This is a genomic window from Streptomyces sp. 17_S59 (assembly GCF_056930295.1).
Map to the genome: position 1 here is coordinate 1363723 of NZ_JBXOWD010000001.1, position 21217 is coordinate 1384939.

At 68.9% G+C, this 21217-nt stretch carries 16 protein-coding genes and 3 rRNA genes; 6 read left to right on the forward strand and 13 right to left on the reverse strand.

The annotated features are described in order from the left end of the window. Window positions 1-98: 98 nt before the first annotated feature. Window positions 99-1463, forward strand: a complete 1365-nt coding sequence (locus AC1Z4A_RS05800; protein WP_483676753.1) for a S41 family peptidase — start codon at window positions 99-101, stop codon at window positions 1461-1463. Between the two features lie 373 nt (window positions 1464-1836). Here AC1Z4A_RS05800 and AC1Z4A_RS05805 read toward each other — a convergent pair whose 3' ends face one another. The 3 genes from AC1Z4A_RS05805 to AC1Z4A_RS05815 are packed head-to-tail and all read right to left on the reverse strand — an operon-like array spanning window position 1837 to window position 3879. After that, window positions 1837-2778, reverse strand: a complete 942-nt coding sequence (locus tag AC1Z4A_RS05805) for an NAD kinase (protein ID WP_483676754.1) — start codon at window positions 2776-2778, stop codon at window positions 1837-1839. Beyond that, complete coding sequence (locus AC1Z4A_RS05810) at window positions 2775-3581, reverse strand: TlyA family RNA methyltransferase (RefSeq protein ID WP_483683511.1); 807 nt, start codon at window positions 3579-3581, stop codon at window positions 2775-2777. The genes AC1Z4A_RS05805 and AC1Z4A_RS05810 overlap by 4 nt, the downstream gene beginning before the upstream one ends. A 13-nt stretch (window positions 3582-3594) precedes the next feature. Then, window positions 3595-3879 carry a hypothetical protein gene (locus AC1Z4A_RS05815; protein ID WP_483676755.1) on the reverse strand — a complete coding sequence of 95 codons (285 nt, stop codon included), beginning with the start codon at window positions 3877-3879 and terminating at the stop codon, window positions 3595-3597. Between the two features lie 69 nt (window positions 3880-3948). Between AC1Z4A_RS05815 and AC1Z4A_RS05820 the strand changes: the two genes are divergently transcribed. Then, a complete protein-coding gene (locus AC1Z4A_RS05820) occupies window positions 3949-4296 on the forward strand; it encodes a sterol-binding protein (RefSeq protein ID WP_483676756.1) in 348 nt (115 codons plus the stop codon). On the opposite strand, the gene AC1Z4A_RS05825 is transcribed toward AC1Z4A_RS05820, so the two are convergent. The 3 genes from AC1Z4A_RS05825 to AC1Z4A_RS05835 are packed head-to-tail and all read right to left on the reverse strand — an operon-like array spanning window position 4244 to window position 7217. After that, the gene (locus AC1Z4A_RS05825; RefSeq protein WP_483676757.1) at window positions 4244-5086 is read right to left on the reverse strand and encodes an ABC transporter ATP-binding protein; all 843 of its coding nucleotides are present in this window, start codon (window positions 5084-5086) and stop codon (window positions 4244-4246) included. The genes AC1Z4A_RS05820 and AC1Z4A_RS05825 overlap by 53 nt on opposite strands. A 26-nt stretch (window positions 5087-5112) precedes the next feature. Further along, the gene (locus tag AC1Z4A_RS05830) at window positions 5113-6174 is read right to left on the reverse strand and encodes a FecCD family ABC transporter permease (protein WP_483676758.1); all 1062 of its coding nucleotides are present in this window, start codon (window positions 6172-6174) and stop codon (window positions 5113-5115) included. Beyond that, window positions 6171-7217 carry a FecCD family ABC transporter permease gene (locus tag AC1Z4A_RS05835; protein ID WP_483676759.1) on the reverse strand — a complete coding sequence of 349 codons (1047 nt, stop codon included), beginning with the start codon at window positions 7215-7217 and terminating at the stop codon, window positions 6171-6173. Before AC1Z4A_RS05835 ends, AC1Z4A_RS05830 begins: the two co-directional genes overlap by 4 nt. A gap of 64 nt (window positions 7218-7281) precedes the next feature. Here AC1Z4A_RS05835 and AC1Z4A_RS05840 point away from each other — a divergent pair, with 64 nt between their 5' ends. Together AC1Z4A_RS05840 and AC1Z4A_RS05845 are read left to right on the forward strand one after the other, a co-directional pair. Further along, entirely contained in the window at window positions 7282-8307 is a 1026-nt protein-coding gene (locus AC1Z4A_RS05840) for an ABC transporter substrate-binding protein (protein ID WP_483676760.1), read from the forward strand. Between the two features lie 24 nt (window positions 8308-8331). Further along, complete coding sequence (locus tag AC1Z4A_RS05845) at window positions 8332-9195, forward strand: siderophore-interacting protein (protein ID WP_483676761.1); 864 nt, start codon at window positions 8332-8334, stop codon at window positions 9193-9195. 118 nt (window positions 9196-9313) lie between these two features. Here AC1Z4A_RS05845 and AC1Z4A_RS05850 read toward each other — a convergent pair whose 3' ends face one another. Continuing rightward, complete coding sequence (locus AC1Z4A_RS05850; protein ID WP_483676762.1) at window positions 9314-10348, reverse strand: HAD-IIA family hydrolase; 1035 nt, start codon at window positions 10346-10348, stop codon at window positions 9314-9316. A gap of 75 nt (window positions 10349-10423) precedes the next feature. On the opposite strand from AC1Z4A_RS05850, the gene AC1Z4A_RS05855 reads away from it, so the two are divergent. Beyond that, window positions 10424-11722, forward strand: a complete 1299-nt coding sequence (locus tag AC1Z4A_RS05855; RefSeq protein ID WP_483676763.1) for a DUF1015 family protein — start codon at window positions 10424-10426, stop codon at window positions 11720-11722. A gap of 69 nt (window positions 11723-11791) precedes the next feature. Here the strand turns inward: AC1Z4A_RS05855 and AC1Z4A_RS05860 are convergent, their stop codons facing one another. From AC1Z4A_RS05860 to AC1Z4A_RS05885, 6 genes are all read right to left on the reverse strand, one after another. After that, complete coding sequence (locus AC1Z4A_RS05860; RefSeq protein ID WP_483683512.1) at window positions 11792-12562, reverse strand: tetratricopeptide repeat protein; 771 nt, start codon at window positions 12560-12562, stop codon at window positions 11792-11794. A 65-nt stretch (window positions 12563-12627) separates the two neighbouring features. Beyond that, window positions 12628-13692: a hypothetical protein gene (locus AC1Z4A_RS05865; protein ID WP_483676764.1), complete on the reverse strand. Its 1065-nt coding sequence runs from the start codon at window positions 13690-13692 to the stop codon at window positions 12628-12630. A 244-nt stretch (window positions 13693-13936) separates the two neighbouring features. Then, window positions 13937-14053 (reverse strand): 5S ribosomal RNA (gene rrf, locus AC1Z4A_RS05870). 133 nt (window positions 14054-14186) lie between these two features. Beyond that, window positions 14187-17309, reverse strand: a 23S ribosomal RNA gene (locus tag AC1Z4A_RS05875). A gap of 277 nt (window positions 17310-17586) precedes the next feature. Next, window positions 17587-19110, reverse strand: a 16S ribosomal RNA gene (locus AC1Z4A_RS05880). Together the 16S, 23S and 5S rRNA genes form the textbook arrangement of a ribosomal RNA operon. Window positions 19111-19679: 569 nt before the next feature. Next, window positions 19680-20342, reverse strand: a complete 663-nt coding sequence (locus tag AC1Z4A_RS05885) for a DNA-3-methyladenine glycosylase (RefSeq protein WP_483676765.1) — start codon at window positions 20340-20342, stop codon at window positions 19680-19682. Window positions 20343-20397: 55 nt separating this feature from the next. Between AC1Z4A_RS05885 and AC1Z4A_RS05890 the strand changes: the two genes are divergently transcribed. After that, complete coding sequence (locus AC1Z4A_RS05890) at window positions 20398-21180, forward strand: sporulation protein (protein WP_483676766.1); 783 nt, start codon at window positions 20398-20400, stop codon at window positions 21178-21180. The last annotated feature ends 37 nt before the right edge of the window (window positions 21181-21217 follow it).

A 21217-nucleotide genomic window follows, 5' to 3' on the forward strand; every position in this document is an offset into this window, starting at 1 on the left:
GACGGCCTCCCCCACCGATCGCCCGGGGGAGAACCCCACCACCGTTCCGGGTGACGGCTCCATGGGCACGGAGACCCTTGCGGCGCCAGGCTTGCACCATGATCAAAAGCGTTTCCCTCGCGCTCCTGGCCTCATCCGTCGTCCTCACCGCCGCGCCGGCCGCGACCGCCCGTCCCGCCCCCTCCCTCGACGGGGTGTGGCGGACGGACGGCTACGGCACGGTCGTCTCCGTCGAGGACGGGGGACGGCTCCTGCGCGCGTACGAGACGACGTCCGTCAGCTGCCTGCCCGGCGAGGTCACCGCGCTCGGGGAAGCCACCGCCACGGTCGCCCCCGACGGCCCGGGCCGGGCCCGGCTGAACTACGCGAGCAGCGTCGGCCACCGCGTCCTGCAACGCCTCCCCGCGCTGCCGGACGCGTGCCGCACCCCGCGCCCGACAAAGGACCCCCGAACGGTCTTCGACGTCTTCTGGCAGACATACGCGGAGAACTACCCCTTCTTCGCCATGAAGCACATCGACTGGCGAGCCGTCCGCGACCGCTACCGGCCCATGGTCACCGACCGGACCACCGACCAGGAGCTGTTCCGCATCCTGCAAGCGATGATCGAGCCGCTGCACGACGGCCACACGTACCTGGTCAAGGGCGAGGGCCCGGAGGACCGTTTCGGGGGCCACCGCGAGGACACCCCGTTCCCCTCGGCCGAGCTGATCCGCCGTATCGACACGTCGATCGCCCACAGCGTCGGGGAGGACCGCCTCCGGCGATGGGGCAAGGGCAAGATCTCCTTCGCCGAACTCCCGGACGGCATCGGCTACCTCCGCCTGACCGGCTTCGTGAACTACACCGACGACAAGACCTACGAGGCGGACCGCGCCGAGCTCGACCGCGCCCTCGACGCCGTCTTCACCCGCGAGCGGACCACCGGCCCGAAGGCCCTGCGCGGCCTCGTCCTCGACCTCCGCTTCAACGGCGGCGGCTCGGACCGGCTCGGCCTCCACGTGGCCGAACGGCTGACGGACCGGCCGTACACGGCGTATCTGAAGCGGGCACGCGACGACGCGAAGAACCCCCGCAAATTCACCCCGGCCGAACCGGTCCCGGTGCGTCCGCACCAGGACGGCCCCGTCTACACCGGCCCGCTGGCCGTCCTCACCGGCCGCCTGACGATCAGCGCGGGGGAAACCACGACCCAGGCCCTCATGGGCCGCCCCTCCCGCCCCACGCGCATCGGCGCGAACACGAACGGCTCGTTCTCCGACGTCCTGGAACGACGGCTGCCCAACGGCTGGACGTTCGGGCTGCCGAACGAGGAGTTCCGCGAGCCGGGCACGGGAGTGGCGTACGACGGGGAGGGGATCGCGCCGGACGTCCGTACGCCGGTCTTCACGGAGGACGAACTGGCGTCGGGACGCGACTCCGCACTAGCGGAGGCCAGGCGGCGCCTGACGAGCCGGAACTAGGTGACCGGCGGCGGACCGCAGGAGGCCCACCGACCGGAGGGGCGGGGTGGGGCGGACCCCGGTGGGGGCGTAAGGCGCTCTTCGCCGCTGGAGCCAAGTACGGGGCACGTACAACGCGCAACCAGGCACCGCGAAGAGCGCAGCCCCCACCGGGGTCCGCCCCACCCCGCCCCTCCCCACGACCGGACGGCGCTAGGGGGTGTCCGGTGGGTCAGCACAGGCCCCACGGCGCCTGGCACGGCACCTCGCCGCGTTGTCGCATCACCCGAGTACGCCCGGTACGCGGGTGATGCTCCGCCTTGCGATGCACCGCACCAGACGCCGCGGGGCCCGCACTGACCCACCGGACACCCCCTAGTGCAGCGCCCCCCGCCTAGTGCGGCGCCCCCCGCCACCCGGCCACCGGCAGCGCGAACTTCGCCACCAGCCGGTCCGTGAACGACGCGTGGTGCAGCCGTGCCAGCCGCACCGGCACGGCCCCCCGCCGCACCTCCACCCGCGCCCCGGCCGGCAGGTCCACGCTGCGCCGCCCGTCGCACCACAGCACCCCGTTCGGCGTCTGCGGCTGCACCTCCACCGCCAGCACCGAATTCGGCGCCGTCACCAGCGGCTTGGCGAACAGCGCGTGCGCACTGATGGGGACCATCAGCAGGGCCTCCACCTCGGGCCAGACCACCGGCCCGCCGGCCGAGAAGGCATAGGCGGTGGACCCGGTGGGCGTCGCGCACACCACGCCGTCGCCGCCGAAGCGGGACACCGGACGCCCGTCCACCTCCGTGACGACCTCCAGCAGGCGCTCGCGCGCCGCCTTCTCGACCGAGGCCTCGTTCAGCGCCCAGTCGGCGTGCACGACATGCCCGTCGGTGAGGACGAGCACGTCGAGGGTCATCCGCTCCTCGACCTCGTAGGAGCGCGTCACCACCCGGTCGACGACCTTGTCGAGGTCGTCCCGCTCGGCCTCCGCGAGGAAGCCGACCCGCCCGAGGTTGACGCCCAGCATCGGCACCCCGGAGCGCCGCGCGAACTCCGCGCCGCGCAGCAGGGTGCCGTCGCCGCCGAGCACCACCAGCAGCTCACAGCCGTCGAGGGCGTCCGGCTTGCCCGGTCCCGCCTCGACCCGCTCGGCCGAGGCCGGCAGCGGCAGGTCCGCGGCCTCCTCGGCCAGCACCCGCACCCCGATGCCGCAGCGCAGCAGCCCTTCGACGACGAGTTCGGCACTGCGGATGGCCGCTGGACGGCCGGTGTGGGCAAGCAGGAAAACGGTGCGTCGAGCCGGTACTGCCGATACTGCCGATGATGCTTCTGAAGTGGTCAACGGGGCCCCTCCGCCACTGCACGGTCAACATCCGCCGGGTCCAGTTCAGGCGCACCGGCACGCAGCCACAGAAAGTACTCGACATTGCCGGAGGGCCCGGGCAGCGGGCTGGCGGTGACCCCGAGTACGCCCAGTCCCAGCTCGGCCGCGCGGGCGGCGACGGCCCGCACCATCTCGGCGCGCAGCTCGGGGCTGCGCACCACGCCGCCGCTGCCGAGCCGTTCCTTGCCCACCTCGAACTGCGGCTTGACCATCAGCACCAGGTCCGCGTCGGGGGCGGCGCAGCCCACCAGGGCGGGCAGCACCAGGCCGAGGGGGATGAAGGAGAGGTCACCGACGATCAGGTCGACCGGCACGCCGTCGATCTGCTCGAGGGTCAGCTCGCGCACGTTGGTCCGGTCCTTGACGGTGACCCGCTCGTCGCTCTGCAGCGACCAGGCGAGCTGCCCGTACCCGACGTCGACGGCGACGACGTGCGCGGCGCCCGCGCGCAGCAGGACGTCCGTGAAGCCGCCGGTGGAGGCGCCCGCGTCGAGCGCCCGCCGGCCCTCGACCCGCAGGCCGCGCGGCACGAAGGCGGCGAGGGCCCCGGCGAGCTTGTGGCCGCCGCGCGAGACGTAGTCGGGGTCGCTGTCGTCCTGCGTGACGACGAGGGCGGCGCTGGTCTCCACCTGGGTGGCGGCCTTGGTCGCCACCGTGCCGCCCACGGTCACGCGGCCTGCGGCGATCAGCTGGCTCGCGTGCTCGCGCGAACGGGCCAGCTTGCGGCGCACCAGCTCCGCGTCGAGTCGGCGGCGGGTCACTGCCACGTGCGGTTCAGCTCCTGTTGTCGTACGGACGCGTGGGGGCCTCGGGTGGCGGCGGCCCGGGGCGCTGGTCGAGCGCGCCCAGCGCGCTGCGCAGGCCCTCGTGTACATCCTCGTACACCTCCAGGTGGCCGCCGACCGCGAGGTGGTCCGTGTCCGCCAGCCGGGCCAGCCCGGCGTCCACGGCGGGGTGGCCGGTGGGGGTGCGCTCGACGCCGAGCGGCCGGGGGGCGGGGGGCTCGCCGGAGGTCCCACCACTCGGCTCGGTCACCGGATCGGTCAAGGGATCGGTCATGGCCCCGACGCTACCCCGTAACGGGTGTTTCTCCTGCGTTCCGGCCGCTCCGGTGTACCGTCCATTGCGATGGCGACCATCGAAGAGTGCGTGGGTGCACTCGACAGGCTGGCGGAGAACCTCGCGGGGGCGGGCGGGGAGCTGCGCGACGCCGCCGCGCTCGACCGCTCGCTCAGCTGTCATGTGACGGACCTCGACGTCACCTTCACGGGCCATCTCAGGGACGGCCACCTCAGGGAGGTGCGGACCCTGGAGGGCGCCCCCGAGCAGCGCGCGGAGATCGCGCTGGAGATGGCCGGGGACGACCTGGTGGCCCTGGTCGAGGGCCGGTTGAACTTCGCGCGGGCCTGGGCGAGCGGCCGGGTCAGGCTGAAGGCGTCGCTGCGGGACGTGCTGCGGCTGCGCTCGATCCTGTAGCCCCCGTGGCCCGGCGGGCCGCCGGTACGACCAGCGGGGTGCCGGTCTGCGGGTCCTCGATCACCTGGCAGCGCAGCCCGAAGACCCGCTCCACCAGCTCGGCGGTCACGATGTCGGCGGGCGCTCCCTCGGCGACCACCCGGCCGTCGCGCATGGCGATCAGGTGGGTGGCGTAGCGCGCGGCGTGGTTGAGGTCGTGCAGCACTGCGACGAGGGTGCGGCCCTGGGTCTCGTGCAGATCGGCGCAGAGGTCGAGGACCTCGATCTGGTGCTGGATGTCGAGGTAGGTGGTGGGTTCGTCGAGGAGCAGCAGCGGGGTCCGCTGGGCGAGGGCCATGGCGATCCACACCCGCTGGCGCTGGCCGCCGGACAGCTCGTCGACGTACCGGTCGGCGAGGGCCGCCACGCCGGTCGCGGCCATGGACTCCGCGACGATCCGCTCGTCCTGCGGCGACCACTGGCGCAGCAGGCCCTGGTGCGGGTAGCGGCCGCGGGCGACGAGGTCGGCGACGGTGATCCCGTCCGGCGCCACCGAGGACTGCGGCAGCAGCCCGAGCGTGCGGGCGACTTCCCTGGCGGGGTACGAGCCGATGGCCGCGCCGTCCAGGAGCACCGAGCCCGCCCGCGGCCTGAGCATCCGGGAGAGGGCGCGCAGCAGGGTGGACTTGCCGCAGGCGTTGGGGCCGACGATGACGGTGAAGGAGTGGTCGGGGATCGCGACCGAGAGGTCCTCCGCGATGACCCGCCCGTCGTAGGCGAGGGTGACGGATTCGGCGGTCAGCCGGCTCATGGTGGTGCTCCTGTCCGAGTGCGTGCTCATACCCGTCCCGCCCTGCGCTCGGTGAAGAGCAGCCACAGCAGATAGCAGCCGCCGAGCATGCCGGTGAGCGCCCCGACGGGCAGCTGGTCCGCCCCGAAGAGGCGCTGCGCCGACCAGTCGGCGGTGACCAGCAGGGCCGCGCCGGTGACGGCGGCGGCGGTGAGGTTGGGCCCGGGCGAGCGCGTCAGGCGCCGGGCGAGCTGGGGGGCGGCGAGGGAGACAAAGGCGATGGGACCGGCGGCGGCCGTGGCGGCGGAGGTCAGCAGCACGGCGCCGGCCATGGTGACGAGACGGGTGCGTTCGACGCGCACGCCGAGCGCGTACGCGGTGTCGTCGCCCATCTCCAGCATCCGCAGGGCCCGGCCGTGCCCGAGGACGACGGGCCCGAGCACCGCGCAGGTGCCCAGCAGCGGCCACACCTGGTTCCAGTCGCGGCCGTTGAGGGAGCCGACCATCCAGGCGGTCGAGCGGGTGGCGTCGGCGAGGTCGGCCTTGGTGAGCAGATAGCCGACGACGGCGGTGAGGACGGCGGACATGGCGATGCCGACGAGCACGAAGCGGTAGCCGTGGACGCCCTTTTTCCAGGCGAGGGCGTAGATGGCGATGCCGGAGGCCAGGCCGCCGACGACCGATCCGGTGGCCACGGCCGCGGTGCCGCCCTGGAAGAGGACGATGACGGTCAGCGCGCCGGCCGCCGAGCCCTGGGCGAGGCCGATGACGTCCGGGCTGCCCAGCGGGTTGCGGGAGACGGTCTGGAAGACGGCGCCCGCCAGGGCGAGCGCCGCTCCGGCGAGCAGCCCGACCAGGACGCGCGGCAGCCGCAGGTCCTGCACGATGAACTCCTGCGCCGGGGTGCCGCCGCCGGTCAGGGTCCGTACGACGTCGGCGGACGACATCGGGTAGTCGCCGGTGCCGATGAGGGCGACGGAGGCCAGGAGCGCGCCCGCGAGGAGCAGCAGGACGGCGGCCGCCGCCCGGGGGTGCACGCGCAGGGAGAGCCCGCCGCGGGTGCGCAGGGCACGTGCGCCTCGTGTGGCTGTCGCTGGTGTGGCTGTCATAGCTGGGCCATCCTCCGGCGGCGTACGAGATGGATGAACAAGGGGCCGCCGACGAGCGCGGTGACGATGCCGACCTGGAGTTCGGAGGGGCGGACCACGACCCGGCCGAGGATGTCCGTGCCGAGCAGCAGCACGGGCGAGAGCAGGGCCGCGTAGGGCAGGATCCACCGCAGGTCGGGGCCGGTGAACGAGCGGACGGCGTGCGGGACCATCAGCCCGACGAAGACGACGGGCCCGCAGGCCGCGGTCGCCGCGCCGCACAGCAGGGTGACGGCGGCGAGGGCGAGGGCGCGGGTGACGGCCGGCCGGGTGCCGAGCGCGCGGGCCTGGTCGTCGCCGAGGGCCATGGCGTTGAGCGGCTTCGCCAGCGCGAGGGCGAGGACGACGCCGACCGCCAGGTACGGCGCGACCTGGGCGACCACGGTCGCGTTGGCGGAGGCCAGCGAACCGACGGTCCAGAAGCGCATCCTGTCCAGCGCGGCGGAGTCCATCAGTTCGACGGAGTAGATGTAGCCGTTGAGCGCGGCGGTGACGGCGGTGCCCGCGAGGGCCAGGCGGACGGGCGTGGCGCCCCGGCTGCCGCCGAGCGCGTACACCACGACGGACACGGCGGCGGCGCCCAGGAAGGCGAACCACACGTATCCGGTCAGCGAGGTGACGCCGAGGAAGGCGATGCCGGAGACGACGGCGGCCGCGGCCCCGGCGTTGATGCCGAACAGCCCCGGGTCGGCGAGCGGGTTGCGGGTGAGCGCCTGCATGACGGCTCCCGCGAGCCCGAGGGCGGTTCCGGCGAGCAGGCCGAGCAGGGTGCGGGGGACGCGTACGTCCCGCACGACCACGTCGGTGTCGCTGCCTGCGTAGTGGAACAGCCCGTGCCAGACCTGGCCGAGGGGCATCTGCTTGGCGCCGATGGCGAGGGACGCGAGCACGACCAGCAGCAGCACGCCCAGGGCGACGGGCAGCCCCGCGGCACGGGTGACGCCTCGTCGGCGGGGAACGGCCTTGGGGGTTGCGCTCGGTTGAGGGGGACTGTCGACCAACACGAGCTTAGGTTAGCCTACCCTCACAAACACCCTTCACGTTCCTCACGGAGAGAGCACCACCCCCATGAGCACCCCCCGCACCACAGCCATTTCCCGCCGCGGCCTTCTCGCCGCAGGCGGCGCCCTGGGGCTCGGCGCCCTCCTCACCGCCTGCGGGGGCGGCTCGGCGGACTCCTCGGGCCCGTCCTCCGGCGGCAAGGGCGGCCCGTGGGCCTTCAAGGACGACCGCGGGCAGACGGCGAAGGCCGACCGCACCCCCCAGCGCATCGTCGCGTTCACCGGCACCGCGGCCGCCCTGCACGACTTCGGCATCGAATGCGTCGGCGTCTTCGGCCCCACCAGGCTCAAGGACGGCAAGCCCGACCCCCAGGCCGGCGACCTCGACGTCGACAAGGTGACCGTCCTCGGCAACACCTGGGGCGAGTTCAACATCGAGAAGTACGCGGCGCTCAACCCCGAACTGCTCGTCAGCAACATGTTCGAGCCGGACGCGCTCTGGTACGTGCCCGAGGACGGCAAGAAGAAGATCCTCGGCCTCGCCCCCGGTGTCGGCCTCACCTCCGCCCGGGTCTCCATGTTGGAGCCCATCAAGCGCTACGCCGCACTGGCCGAGTCCCTCGGCGCCGACCTCGGCGCCAAGAAGGTCACCGACGCCAAGGCCCGCTTCGAACAGGCCGCCGAGACGCTGCGCAGGGCCGCCAAGGCCAACCCCGTCAAGGTCATGGCCGCCTCCGCGAGCGCCGACCTGTTCTACGTCTCCAACCCGGCCGTCAACGCCGACCTCATGTACTTCCGCGAGCTGGGCGTCGACCTCGTCGTCCCGCAAAAGCTCGACAAGGGCGGCTACTTCGAGAGCCTGAGCTGGGAGAACATCGACAAGTACCCGGCCGACCTGATCATCCTGGACAGCCGCACCTCCGCCCTCCAGCCCACGGACCTCACCGCCAGGCCGACCTGGCAGAAGCTCCCCGCCGTCCGGGCCGGACAGGTCGCCCCCTGGCTCAGCGAGCCCCGCTTCTCCTACGCCGGCTGCGCCCCGCTCCTGGAGGGCCTCGCCGCGGCGATCGAGAAGGCCAAGAAGACCTCCTGACCCCGGAAGGGACCCCACCCCGCGATGACCGCCACCACGCCAGCGTCGCCGCCACCGCCCTACCGCTGGTTCGACCTCCACGTCATACGCACCGAACGCGTCAGCCCCGCCCTGGTCCGCGTCACCTTCGGCGGCGACCGCCTCGCCGACATGATCACCGGCGGCCGCGACCAGCGCTTCAAGCTGTTCCTGCCCCGGCCCGGCCAGGACGCCCCCGTGCTGCCGGACGACCTGGGCACCGGCTGGTACGCGGAGTGGCGCGCCCAGGACCCGGACGTACGGGCCGTCATGCGCTCGTACACCGTCCGCGAGCTGCGCCGCGAACCGGCCGAACTGGACGTCGACTTCGTCCAGCACGGCGAGGGAACCGGGCACGGCGGCCCGGCCTCGCTCTGGTCCCGCACCGCCCGCCCCGGCGACCGCGTCGCCGTCCTCGGCCCGGTGGCCGAGGACAACGGCGGCGTCGACTTCCAGCCGCCGGCCGGCACGGACTGGGTGCTGATCACCGCCGACGCCTCCGCCCTGCCCGCGGCGGCGGGCATCCTGGCCTGGCTGCCGGCGGGCACCCCCGCCAAGGTCTGGATCGAGGTCCCGCACCCGGACGACGTCCAGGACCTCCCCACGGCGGCGGAAGCCGACGTCACCTGGCTGATCGGCGAGGACCCCGCAGCGCCCGCAGTATCCGTACTGGACGCCGTCCGCGCCGCCGAGCTGCCCTCGGGCACGCCGTACGCCTGGATCGCGGGCGAATCCCACACCATCCGCGCCCTCCGCCGCCACCTCGTCACCGACCGCGGCCTGAACCGCCGCGCAGTAACGTTCACCGGCTACTGGCGCCGCGGCGCGACGGAGGAAGACTTGCTGAAAATCAGCCCGTCCGGCGTTTGAGGCTGTGCTCGATTTGCGGCTCCGCCGCGCGGTCGCGCGCAGCGCGGTCCCGGGGTCTGGGGCGCAGCCCCAGTTTCGGGAAGGGGCGGGGTGGGGAAAGGCCCGCCGCAGGCGCCCCCTACCACCCCAACCGCGCGAGCACCTTCCCCGCATCCAGCCCACACGCCCCATCCCCCGCCACCGTCCACGCCACCGCACACAGCGCCCTCAGCGCATCAATCCGCTCCCCCTCGCCCTCAAGCTCAAGCGCACCACCGCTCACCGACGCAACCCACCCCCCACACCGAAACCCCTCGGCCACACCGAAGCCGACGACCTCGGGCTGCGGGGCAAGCAAGCCCCGCAAATCCTCCGCCACATACGTCGGCCGGTACTTCGGCTCCGCCCCCAGCACATCCGCAGCCGTCGTCACCCCCGTCAGCACCAGCAGCGAGTCCACCCCGCCGACGTACGCCCCCTCGATGTCCGTGTCCAGCCGGTCCCCGACCACGAGCGGCCGCTCCGCGCCGGTCCGCAGGATCGTCTCCCGGTGCATCGGCGGCAGCGGCTTCCCCGCCACCTGCGGCTCCGCCCCCGTGGCCAGCCGTACGACCTGCACCGCCGAGCCGTTGCCCGGCGCAATGCCGCGCTCGCTCGGAATCGTCAGGTCCGTGTTGGAGGCGAACCACGGCACCCCGCGCGCCACCGCATACGACGCCTCCATCAGCCGCGACCACGGCATGTCCGGACCGCCGTAGCCCTGCACGACCGCCACCGGATCGTCGTCCGCGGACTCCACCGGCACCAGCCCGCGCTCCCGCAGCGCGACCCGGAGCCCCTCCTCACCGATCACCAACACCCGTGATCCGGCCGGGAACTGATCGGCAATCAGCCGGGCCGCCGCCTGCGCCGAAGTGATCACGTCCGCCGGCTCGGCCGGTATGCCCAGCTCCGTCAGGTGCCCGGCGACCGTCTCGGGGGTGCGGGCGGCGTTGTTCGTCACATAGGCGAGGTGCATCCCGCCCGCCCGCGCCGTCTCCAGCGACTCCACGGCGTGCGCAATGGCCACGCCCCCCGCGTACACCACACCGTCGAGGTCCAGCAGCGCGGTGTCATAGGCGGCGCTCAGCGGCCGCTCGCTGCCCTCGGGCCGGGTCCGGACGGTCTGGTTCATGCTGGGTGCACTCCTTGTATTTCAAGTTTCTTAACAGATCATTGCTCATCCGCCCGGGAGACATAACATTTCACAATGAGCACTCCAGGCCACGGCAAGGACGGTCAGGCGGGGCACGGGCTTCGGCTCGCCCCCTTCCGAGGGCTGCGCTACGTCCCCGAGCAGGTGGGCAGCCTCGCGGCGGTCACGTCGCCGCCGTACGACGTCGTCGTCCGGCCCGACGGCCTGCGCCACCTGGAGACCGCCGACCCGCACAACATCGTCCGCCTCATCCTCCCCCAGGCCGCCACCGCAGCCGACCGGCACCGCCAGGCCGCCGACACCCTGCGCCGCTGGCAGGAGGAGAACGTCCTCGCCCCCGACCCGGAACCCGCGCTCTACGTCTACGAGCAGCGCGGCGAGGGCATCCTCCAGCGCGGCCTGATCGGCGCCCTGCGCCTCACCCCGCCCGCCGAGGGCATCGTCCTCCCCCACGAGGACGTCATGCCGCACATCATCGAGGACCGCGCCGCCCTCATGCGCGACACCGCGGCCAACCTCGAACCCCTGCTCTTCTCCTACCGGGGCAACGGCAACGGCTGCGAGGGCGCGGCCGGCGTCATCGAGCGGGTGATCGGCACCGAGCCGCTGCTGTCCACCACCACCGACGACGGCTACGCACACCGCCTCTGGTCCGTCACCGACCCGGACGACCTCGCCGTCATCGACAAGGACCTCGCCCACCGGCACGCCCTCATCGCGGACGGCCACCACCGCTGGGCCACCTACCTGCGCCTGCGCGACGAGCAGCCGGAGCCCGGCCCCTGGGACTTCGGCCTGGTCCTCCTCGTGGACACCGCCCGCTACCCCCTGCGCGTACGGGCCATCCACCGCCTGCTGCACCGCCTGCCGGTCGCCGACGCCCTGGCCGCGCTGGGCGACGCCTTCCGCGTCCGCACCCTCGAAGGCTCGCTGTCCAAGGCCCTCGAAGCCCTGGAGGCCGCCGTCCGCGAGGGGGGCAACGCGTTCGTGCTCGCCGGCGACGGCCGCTTCCATCTCCTGGACCGCCCCGACCCCGCCCTGCTGGACCGTACGGTTCCGGCAGACCGCCCCAGGGCCTGGCGCGAGCTGGACGCAACGGTTCTGCACTCGGTCCTGCTGGAGCACCTCTGGCAGGTGCCGGACGACCCCGAGCACATCGGCTACATCCACGAGACGGAGGCGGCCGTCGCCCAGGCCGAGCGGCACGGCGGCACGGCGGTGCTGATGCACCCCGTCCACGAGGACGTGGTGCGGGAACTCGCCGAGCAGGGCGTCACGATGCCGCGCAAGTCGACGTCCTTCGGGCCCAAGCCGGCGACCGGCCTGGTGCTGCGGAGCCTCGCGCTGAACTGAGCCGAACCGAGCCGCAAACGCGAATGAGGGCGGAACCCCGGGGGTTCCGCCCTCATTCATGATCAGCGATCAGCTCTCGCCGTCGGTGTCCTTGGCCGCGGCGTCCTTGGCGTCGGAGACGGGCTCGGACTCGGCGGGCTCAGCGGACTCGGTGTCCTCGGCCGCCTTCTCCTCGGCGACCGCGTCCTTGCCGGCCTCGTCGGCCTCCTCGGCCCCGGACTCGTCCAGGGCGTCGGTGAACTCCACGCCGTCCAGCTCGGCGAGCCGGTCGGAGGCGTTGGTCGTGCCGCCCTGGTCGGCCTCGAGCGCCTTGGCGAACCACTCGCGGGCCTCGGTCTCGCGCCCGACCTCGAGGAGCGCGTCGGCGTAGGCGTACCGCAGGCGCGCGGTCCACGGCTGGACCGAGCTGGACGCCAGCTCGGGGCTCTGCAGGGTCACGACGGCCGCATCGGCCTGGCCCATGTCCTTGCGGGCACCGGCGGCGACCAGACGCATCTCGACCTGGCCGGCCTTGTCGAGCTTCTGGACCTCGGGCTCACCGGCCATGGCCAGGGCCCGCTCCGGGCGGCCCATGCCGCGCTCGCAGTCGGCCATGACGGGCCACAGCTCGACCGAGCCGGTCATCCGGCGCGCGGCGCGGAACTCGGCGAGCGCCTCGGAGTACTTGCCGGTGGCGTACGCGGCGAAGCCGGCGGCCTCGCGCACGGCGGCCACGCGGGAGGCGAGCCGCAGCGCGACCCGCGAGTACTCATAGGCCTGCTCGGGCTCCTCGTCCAGGAGCTTGGCGACCATGACAAGGTTGCGTGCGACGTCCTCGGCGAGCGTCTTCGGCAGGCTCATCAGCTCCTGCCGGACGTCCTTGTCGATCTCTTCGCCGGTGACCTCTTCCGGGATCGGCAGCCGCTTCACGGGCTCCCGGTCGCGGTCACGGTCACGGTCCTCGCGACGGCCGTAGCCACCGGCGCGGTCGTCGCGGCCCCGGTAGCCGCCGCGGGCGCCACCCTGGCGGTCGTCACGGAACGGACGGCGCGGGCCACGGTCGTCGCGGCCGCCGCGGTAGCCACCGCGGTCGTCGTCGCGGCGCGGGCCGCGGTCGTCACGGCGCTCGTCACGGCGGAAACCACCGCGGTCGTCGCGGCGCTCCTCGCGACGGAAGCCGCCACGCTCGTCGTCACGGCGGGGACCACGGTCGTCACGGCGCTCGTCACGGCGGAAGCCGCCACCGGGACGCTCGTCGCGGCGCTCGTCGCGACGGCCGTAACCACCACGGTCGTCGTCACGACGAGGACCACGGTCATCGCGGCGCTCATCGCGACGGAAACCGCCACGCTCGTCGTCACGACGGAAGGACGGACGGTCCTCACGACGGCCGTAACCACCGCGCTCGTCGTCGCGGCGCGGGCCGCGGTCGTCACGGCGCTCGTCACGGCGGAAACCACCGCGGTCGTCGTCACGACGGAAGGACGGACGGTCCTCACGACGGCCACCGAAGCCGCCACCACCGGGACGACCACCACGGTCATCACGACGGAAGCCACCACGGTCGTCGTCACGACGAGGACCACGGTCATCGCGGCGCTCATCGCGACGGAAACCGCCACGCTCGTCGTCACGACGGAAGGACGGACGGTCCTCACGACGGCCGTAACCACCACGGTCGTCGTCGCGGCGCGGGCCGCGGTCGTCACGGCGCTCGTCACGGCGGAAACCACCGCGGTCGTCGTCACGACGGAAGGACGGACGGTCCTCACGACGGCCACCGAAGCCGCCACCACCGGGACGACCACCACGGTCATCACGACGGAAGCCACCACGGTCGTCGTCACGACGAGGACCACGGTCGTCACGACGCTCATCGCGACGGAAACCGCCACGCTCGTCGTCACGACGGAAAGAGGGACGGTCGTCGCGACGGAAGCCACCACGGTCGTCGTCGCGGCGCGGGCCGCGGTCGTCGCGACGGAAGCCACCGGCGCGGTCGTCGCGACGGCCGAAGCCGCCACCACGCGGGCCGCGGGGGCCTCCGCGACGTGCGTCGCCGCCCGAGCGATCGTCGGGTGAGTTGGTGGACATCGACGTGACTCCTGTCTTCGGGTACCGCAGTCATTCTCGCGCACCCGGCAGACAGGCGCGCTACGTGCAAAAACAAACAGAAAAACAAAAAAGGACCCTTGGTCCCAGCTGAACGCTGGGACCAAGGGTCCTTGAAAGATTGTTCGGCGGCGTCCTACTCTCCCACAGGGTCCCCCCTGCAGTACCATCGGCGCTGAAAGGCTTAGCTTCCGGGTTCGGAATGTAACCGGGCGTTTCCCTAACGCTATGACCACCGAAACTCTATCGGGCCACCCCGCGGAGCGGGATATCGGCGCTTAGCGAACAAGCACACTCTTCAATTAACAGTGAAGCTGGTTCAACCGGTGCGACTGTTCGCAACCCGGGAACCACACAGTGGACGCGAGCAACTGAGGACAAGCCCTCGGCCTATTAGTACCAGTCAGCTCCAACCGTTACCGGTCTTCCACACCTGGCCTATCAACCCAGTCGTCTACTGGGAGCCTTACCCCATCAAGTGGGTGGGAGTCCTCATCTCGAAGCAGGCTTCCCGCTTAGATGCTTTCAGCGGTTATCCCTCCCGAACGTAGCCAACCAGCCATGCCCTTGGCAGGACAACTGGCACACCAGAGGTTCGTCCGTCCCGGTCCTCTCGTACTAGGGACAGCCCTTCTCAAGACTCCTACGCGCACAGCGGATAGGGACCGAACTGTCTCACGACGTTCTAAACCCAGCTCGCGTACCGCTTTAATGGGCGAACAGCCCAACCCTTGGGACCGACTCCAGCCCCAGGATGCGACGAGCCGACATCGAGGTGCCAAACCATCCCGTCGATATGGACTCTTGGGGAAGATCAGCCTGTTATCCCCGGGGTACCTTTTATCCGTTGAGCGACGGCGCTTCCACAAGCCACCGCCGGATCACTAGTCCCGACTTTCGTCCCTGCTCGACCCGTCGGTCTCACAGTCAAGCTCCCTTGTGCACTTACACTCAACACCTGATTGCCAACCAGGCTGAGGGAACCTTTGGGCGCCTCCGTTACCCTTTAGGAGGCAACCGCCCCAGTTAAACTACCCACCAGACACTGTCCCTGATCCGGATCACGGACCCAGGTTAGACATCCAGCACGACCAGAGTGGTATTTCAACGACGACTCCACACACACTGGCGTGCATGCTTCACAGTCTCCCACCTATCCTACACAAGCCGAACCGAACACCAATATCAAGCTGTAGTAAAGGTCCCGGGGTCTTTCCGTCCTGCTGCGCGAAACGAGCATCTTTACTCGTAGTGCAATTTCACCGGGCCTATGGTTGAGACAGTCGAGAAGTCGTTACGCCATTCGTGCAGGTCGGAACTTACCCGACAAGGAATTTCGCTACCTTAGGATGGTTATAGTTACCACCGCCGTTTACTGGCGCTTAAGTTCTCAGCTTCGCCCCGTCGAAACAGAGCTAACCGGTCCCCTTAACGTTCCAGCACCGGGCAGGCGTCAGTCCGTATACATCGCCTTACGGCTTCGCACGGACCTGTGTTTTTAGTAAACAGTCGCTTCTCGCTGGTCTCTGCGGCCACCCCCAGCTCAAGCAGCAAGTGCTATCACCAGGAATGGCCCCCCTTCTCCCGAAGTTACGGGGGCATTTTGCCGAGTTCCTTAACCATAGTTCACCCGAACGCCTCGGTATTCTCTACCTGACCACCTGAGTCGGTTTAGGGTACGGGCCGCCATGAAACTCGCTAGAGGCTTTTCTCGACAGCATAGGATCATCCACTTCACCACAATCGGCTCGGCATCAGGTCTCAGGCTGCATGTTGTGCGGATTTGCCTACACAACGCCCTACACCCTTACCCCGGGACAACCACCGCCCGGGCTGGACTACCTTCCTGCGTCACCCCATCGCTTACCTACTACAAGTCTGGTCCGTCGGCTCCACCACTCCCCTTCACCCGAAGGATCCAGGGCGGCTTCACGGACTTAGCATCGCCTGATTCGATATTGGGCGTTTCAAAGCGGGTACCGGAATATCAACCGGTTGTCCATCGACTACGCCTGTCGGCCTCGCCTTAGGTCCCGACTTACCCTGGGCAGATCAGCTTGACCCAGGAACCCTTAGTCAATCGGCGCACACGTTTCCCACGTGTGTATCGCTACTCATGCCTGCATTCTCACTCGTGAACCGTCCACAACTCGTTTCCACGGCTGCTTCACCCGGCACACGACGCTCCCCTACCCATCCACACACCCGTTGAGGCTGTTGTGTGAATGACACGACTTCGGCGGTACGCTTGAGCCCCGCTACATTGTCGGCGCGGAATCACTTGACCAGTGAGCTATTACGCACTCTTTCAAGGGTGGCTGCTTCTAAGCCAACCTCCTGGTTGTCTCTGCGACTCCACATCCTTTCCCACTTAGCGTACGCTTAGGGGCCTTAGTCGATGCTCTGGGCTGTTTCCCTCTCGACCATGGAGCTTATCCCCCACAGTCTCACTGCCGCGCTCTCACTTACCGGCATTCGGAGTTTGGCTAAGGTCAGTAACCCGGTAGGGCCCATCGCCTATCCAGTGCTCTACCTCCGGCAAGAAACACACGACGCTGCACCTAAATGCATTTCGGGGAGAACCAGCTATCACGGAGTTTGATTGGCCTTTCACCCCTAACCACAGGTCATCCCCCAGGTTTTCAACCCTGGTGGGTTCGGTCCTCCACGAAGTCTTACCTCCGCTTCAACCTGCCCATGGCTAGATCACTCCGCTTCGGGTCTTGGGCACGCTACTCAAACGCCCTATTCGGACTCGCTTTCGCTACGGCTTCCCCACACGAGTTAACCTCGCAACATACCGCAAACTCGCAGGCTCATTCTTCAAAAGGCACGCAGTCACGACGTTGAGTGCAAGCACTCAACGCGACGCTCCCACGGCTTGTAGGCACACGGTTTCAGGTACTATTTCACTCCGCTCCCGCGGTACTTTTCACCATTCCCTCACGGTACTATCCGCTATCGGTCACCAGGGAATATTTAGGCTTAGCGGGTGGTCCCGCCAGATTCACACGGGATTTCTCGGGCCCCGTGCTACTTGGGTGTCTCTCAAACGAGCCGCTAATGTTTCAGCTACGGGGGTCTTACCCTCTACGCCGGACCTTTCGCATGTCCTTCGCCTACATCAACGGTTTCTGACTCGTCTCATGGCCGGCAGACCATGAAAGAGAGGTCCCACAACCCCGCATGCGCAACCCCTGCCGGGTATCACACACATACGGTTTGGCCTCATCCGGTTTCGCTCGCCACTACTCCCGGAATCACGGTTGTTTTCTCTTCCTGCGGGTACTGAGATGTTTCACTTCCCCGCGTTCCCTCCACACTGCCTATGTGTTCAGCAGCGGGTGACAGCCCATGACGACTGCCGGGTTTCCCCATTCGGACACCCCCGGATCACAGCTCGGTTGACAGCTCCCCGGGGCCTATCGCGGCCTCCCACGTCCTTCATCGGTTCCTGGTGCCAAGGCATCCACCGTGCGCCCTTAAAAACTTGGCCACAGATGCTCGCGTCCACTGTGCAGTTCTCAAGCAACGACCAGCCACCCATCACCCCCGATCAGCAGACCGGAGTTCACTGGGGCCGGCATCGCGAAGGTTCGAGCAACGCTCGCACCCTCAGATACCCAACAGCGTGCCCGGCCCAGCCCTTCAGAAGTCACGTTCCACGCCGAAGCAGTACTGATGACCCTTAAGAAACTGTGCCGAATAGTCAACGTTCCACCCATGAGCAACCGTGCAAGACATTCGCTTGCAGCCGGCTATGTGCTCCTTAGAAAGGAGGTGATCCAGCCGCACCTTCCGGTACGGCTACCTTGTTACGACTTCGTCCCAATCGCCAGTCCCACCTTCGACGGCTCCCTCCACAAGGGTTGGGCCACCGGCTTCGGGTGTTACCGACTTTCGTGACGTGACGGGCGGTGTGTACAAGGCCCGGGAACGTATTCACCGCAGCAATGCTGATCTGCGATTACTAGCAACTCCAACTTCATGGGGTCGAGTTGCAGACCCCAATCCGAACTGAGACCGGCTTTTTGAGATTCGCTCCACCTCGCGGTATCGCAGCTCATTGTACCGGCCATTGTAGCACGTGTGCAGCCCAAGACATAAGGGGCATGATGACTTGACGTCGTCCCCACCTTCCTCCGAGTTGACCCCGGCAGTCTCCTGTGAGTCCCCATCACCCCGAAAGGCATGCTGGCAACACAGAACAAGGGTTGCGCTCGTTGCGGGACTTAACCCAACATCTCACGACACGAGCTGACGACAGCCATGCACCACCTGTACACCGACCACAAGGGGGGCACTATCTCTAGCGCTTTCCGGTGTATGTCAAGCCTTGGTAAGGTTCTTCGCGTTGCGTCGAATTAAGCCACATGCTCCGCTGCTTGTGCGGGCCCCCGTCAATTCCTTTGAGTTTTAGCCTTGCGGCCGTACTCCCCAGGCGGGGCACTTAATGCGTTAGCTGCGGCACGGACGACGTGGAATGTCGCCCACACCTAGTGCCCAACGTTTACGGCGTGGACTACCAGGGTATCTAATCCTGTTCGCTCCCCACGCTTTCGCTCCTCAGCGTCAGTATCGGCCCAGAGATCCGCCTTCGCCACCGGTGTTCCTCCTGATATCTGCGCATTTCACCGCTACACCAGGAATTCCGATCTCCCCTACCGAACTCTAGCCTGCCCGTATCGAATGCAGACCCGGGGTTAAGCCCCGGGCTTTCACATCCGACGCGACAAGCCGCCTACGAGCTCTTTACGCCCAATAATTCCGGACAACGCTTGCGCCCTACGTATTACCGCGGCTGCTGGCACGTAGTTAGCCGGCGCTTCTTCTGCAGGTACCGTCACTTTCGCTTCTTCCCTGCTGAAAGAGGTTTACAACCCGAAGGCCGTCATCCCTCACGCGGCGTCGCTGCATCAGGCTTTCGCCCATTGTGCAATATTCCCCACTGCTGCCTCCCGTAGGAGTCTGGGCCGTGTCTCAGTCCCAGTGTGGCCGGTCGCCCTCTCAGGCCGGCTACCCGTCGTCGCCTTGGTAGGCCATCACCCCACCAACAAGCTGATAGGCCGCGGGCTCATCCTGCACCGCCGGAGCTTTCCACCCGCCAAGATGCCTCGGCAGGTCGTATCCGGTATTAGACCCCGTTTCCAGGGCTTGTCCCAGAGTGCAGGGCAGATTGCCCACGTGTTACTCACCCGTTCGCCACTAATCCACCCCGAAGGGCTTCATCGTTCGACTTGCATGTGTTAAGCACGCCGCCAGCGTTCGTCCTGAGCCAGGATCAAACTCTCCGTGAATGTTTACCGGGCTGCGTTTAATTAAAAACTGCCGGTCACACTCGCGTTGAGCGGAACAGCCAGGCGGAATAAGCCCGGCCGTTCACAGCGTCCTCGCTGTGAAATCGCCTACCCGATCCGATACGGACCCGGCAGGACTTTTAAAGGAACCTCATCCATCGAGATGGACGGGGTGTCAACATATCTGGCGTTGACTTTTGGCACGCTGTTGAGTTCTCAAGGAACGGACGCTTCCTTTGTACTCACCCTCTCGGGCTTTCCTCCGGGCGCTTCCCTTCGTTGTTTCCAACCTTACCAGATCCGTTTTCCGTTCCGTTTCCGGTCCGAATTCCGTTTCCGGCCCCCTGTTGGAGCGGGGTTTGTTTCGCGCCTTCCGGCGTGATCACTACTTTAGCGGATTTCCCTTGCGGCTCCTAATCGAGCCGATCGCAGTCATATTTCGGCACGCCGAAATAGACCCCGATCCGGGAAGTCCTCGCAGTAGTGGTGGTGACCGCCAGTCTCGGACGCGCACACGGCGCTGCCCGTCTCAAGCGGCTTGCCTACGTTAGGCCCTCCCCGCTCCGGAGTCAAGCACCGGCTTGCTGCCCGCGCTTGCTCCGGTCGCGCGGCACGTGTGCCCGGTAGGCACTGACCGTCGGGTCGCCGTCCGCCCAGAAGCGCCAGGGGTGGTTCGCCCCCGCACCGCCCACACCCGTGCGCGGCCCGCTCCGTACCCGGTCCGCGGGGACGGGGCTGCCCTCCAGTACGGCCAGCGGTGCGCCGATGCCCGTGCAGACGTCCGTCCCGTTGAGGCTCCGGTCGATGTCGAGGGCCGTCGCGAGGCGTGCCGGGCCCTGGGCGAGTTCGGTGTCGCGGCGCGCCTTCGGGCGGCGGGCGCGGGCCAGGTCGGCGCCCTTGATCACTTCGCCGCCGCGCAGCAGGACTCCGCTGGCCGTGCCCTCGGGTCCGCAGACGAGGTTCAGGCTGAACCACATTCCGTAGATGAAGTAGACGTACGCGTGGCCCGGCGGACCGAACATCGACGCGTTGCGCTCCGTGCGGCCGCGGTAGGCGTGCGAGCCGGGGTCCTTCTCGCCCGCGTATGCCTCGACCTCCGTGATGCGGACCTCGATCGGCCCCTCGGGGGTCGTCCGGACGAGGGTGCGGCCGAGCAGTTCCGGGGCTACCTCGAGGACCGGACGGTCGAAGAACTCGCGGGCGAGTGGCATACGGTCAGGCGCGGCGATCATGCCGATCGAGCGTACTGGAAGGGCCCGCCCGGCGGGTCGTGGGAGGAAGAGCGCAATGGTTTTCAAGAAGCTCCTGGCGAGCCTGGGTGCGGGCGGTGCTTCGGTCGAGACGGTGCTGTTCGAGCAGAACGTCGTGCCCGGCGGAGTGGTGCAGGGCGAGGTGCGCATTCAGGGGGGCTCGGTCCCGCAGCAGATCGAGGGGCTGTCGGTGGGGCTTCAGGCTCGCGTCGAGGTCGAGGGGGACGACGGCGAGTACAAGCAGGACGTCGAGTTCACGCGCGTGCGGCTGGGCGGGGCGTTCGAGGTGCAGCCGGAGGCGGTGCACGTGGTGCCGTTCGGGCTGGAGGTCCCCTGGGAGACGCCGATCACCATGTTCCTGGGCCGGCACCTCACGGGGATGAGCGTGGGCGTGACGACGCACCTCGCCATCGCCCGCGCCGTGGACTCGAGCGACCTCGATCCGGTGAACGTCCACCCGCTCCCGGCCCAGCAGGCGATCCTCGACGCCTTCGGGCGGCTCGGCTTCGGCTTCAAGTCCGCCGATCTGGAGCGCGGCACCATCCGGGGCACGCGGCAGCAGCTGCCCTTCTACCAGGAGATCGAGTTCCGCGTCCCGGACCAGTACCGGGGGCTGAGCGAGGTCGAGCTGTCGTTCGTCGCGGACGGCCGTGCGATGGACGTCGTGCTGGAGATGGACAAGAAGCCGGGGCTGTTCGGCTCGGGCAGCGACACCTACCGCTCCTTCACCGTGGATCTGCACGCGTACGCGCAGACCGACTGGGCGGCCTATCTCAACCAGTGGCTCGCGGAGGTCGGCGGCAAGCGGAACTGGCTCTGAGCCGGACCGGCCGGGGCGCGGAGCGTGCCCCGGCCGC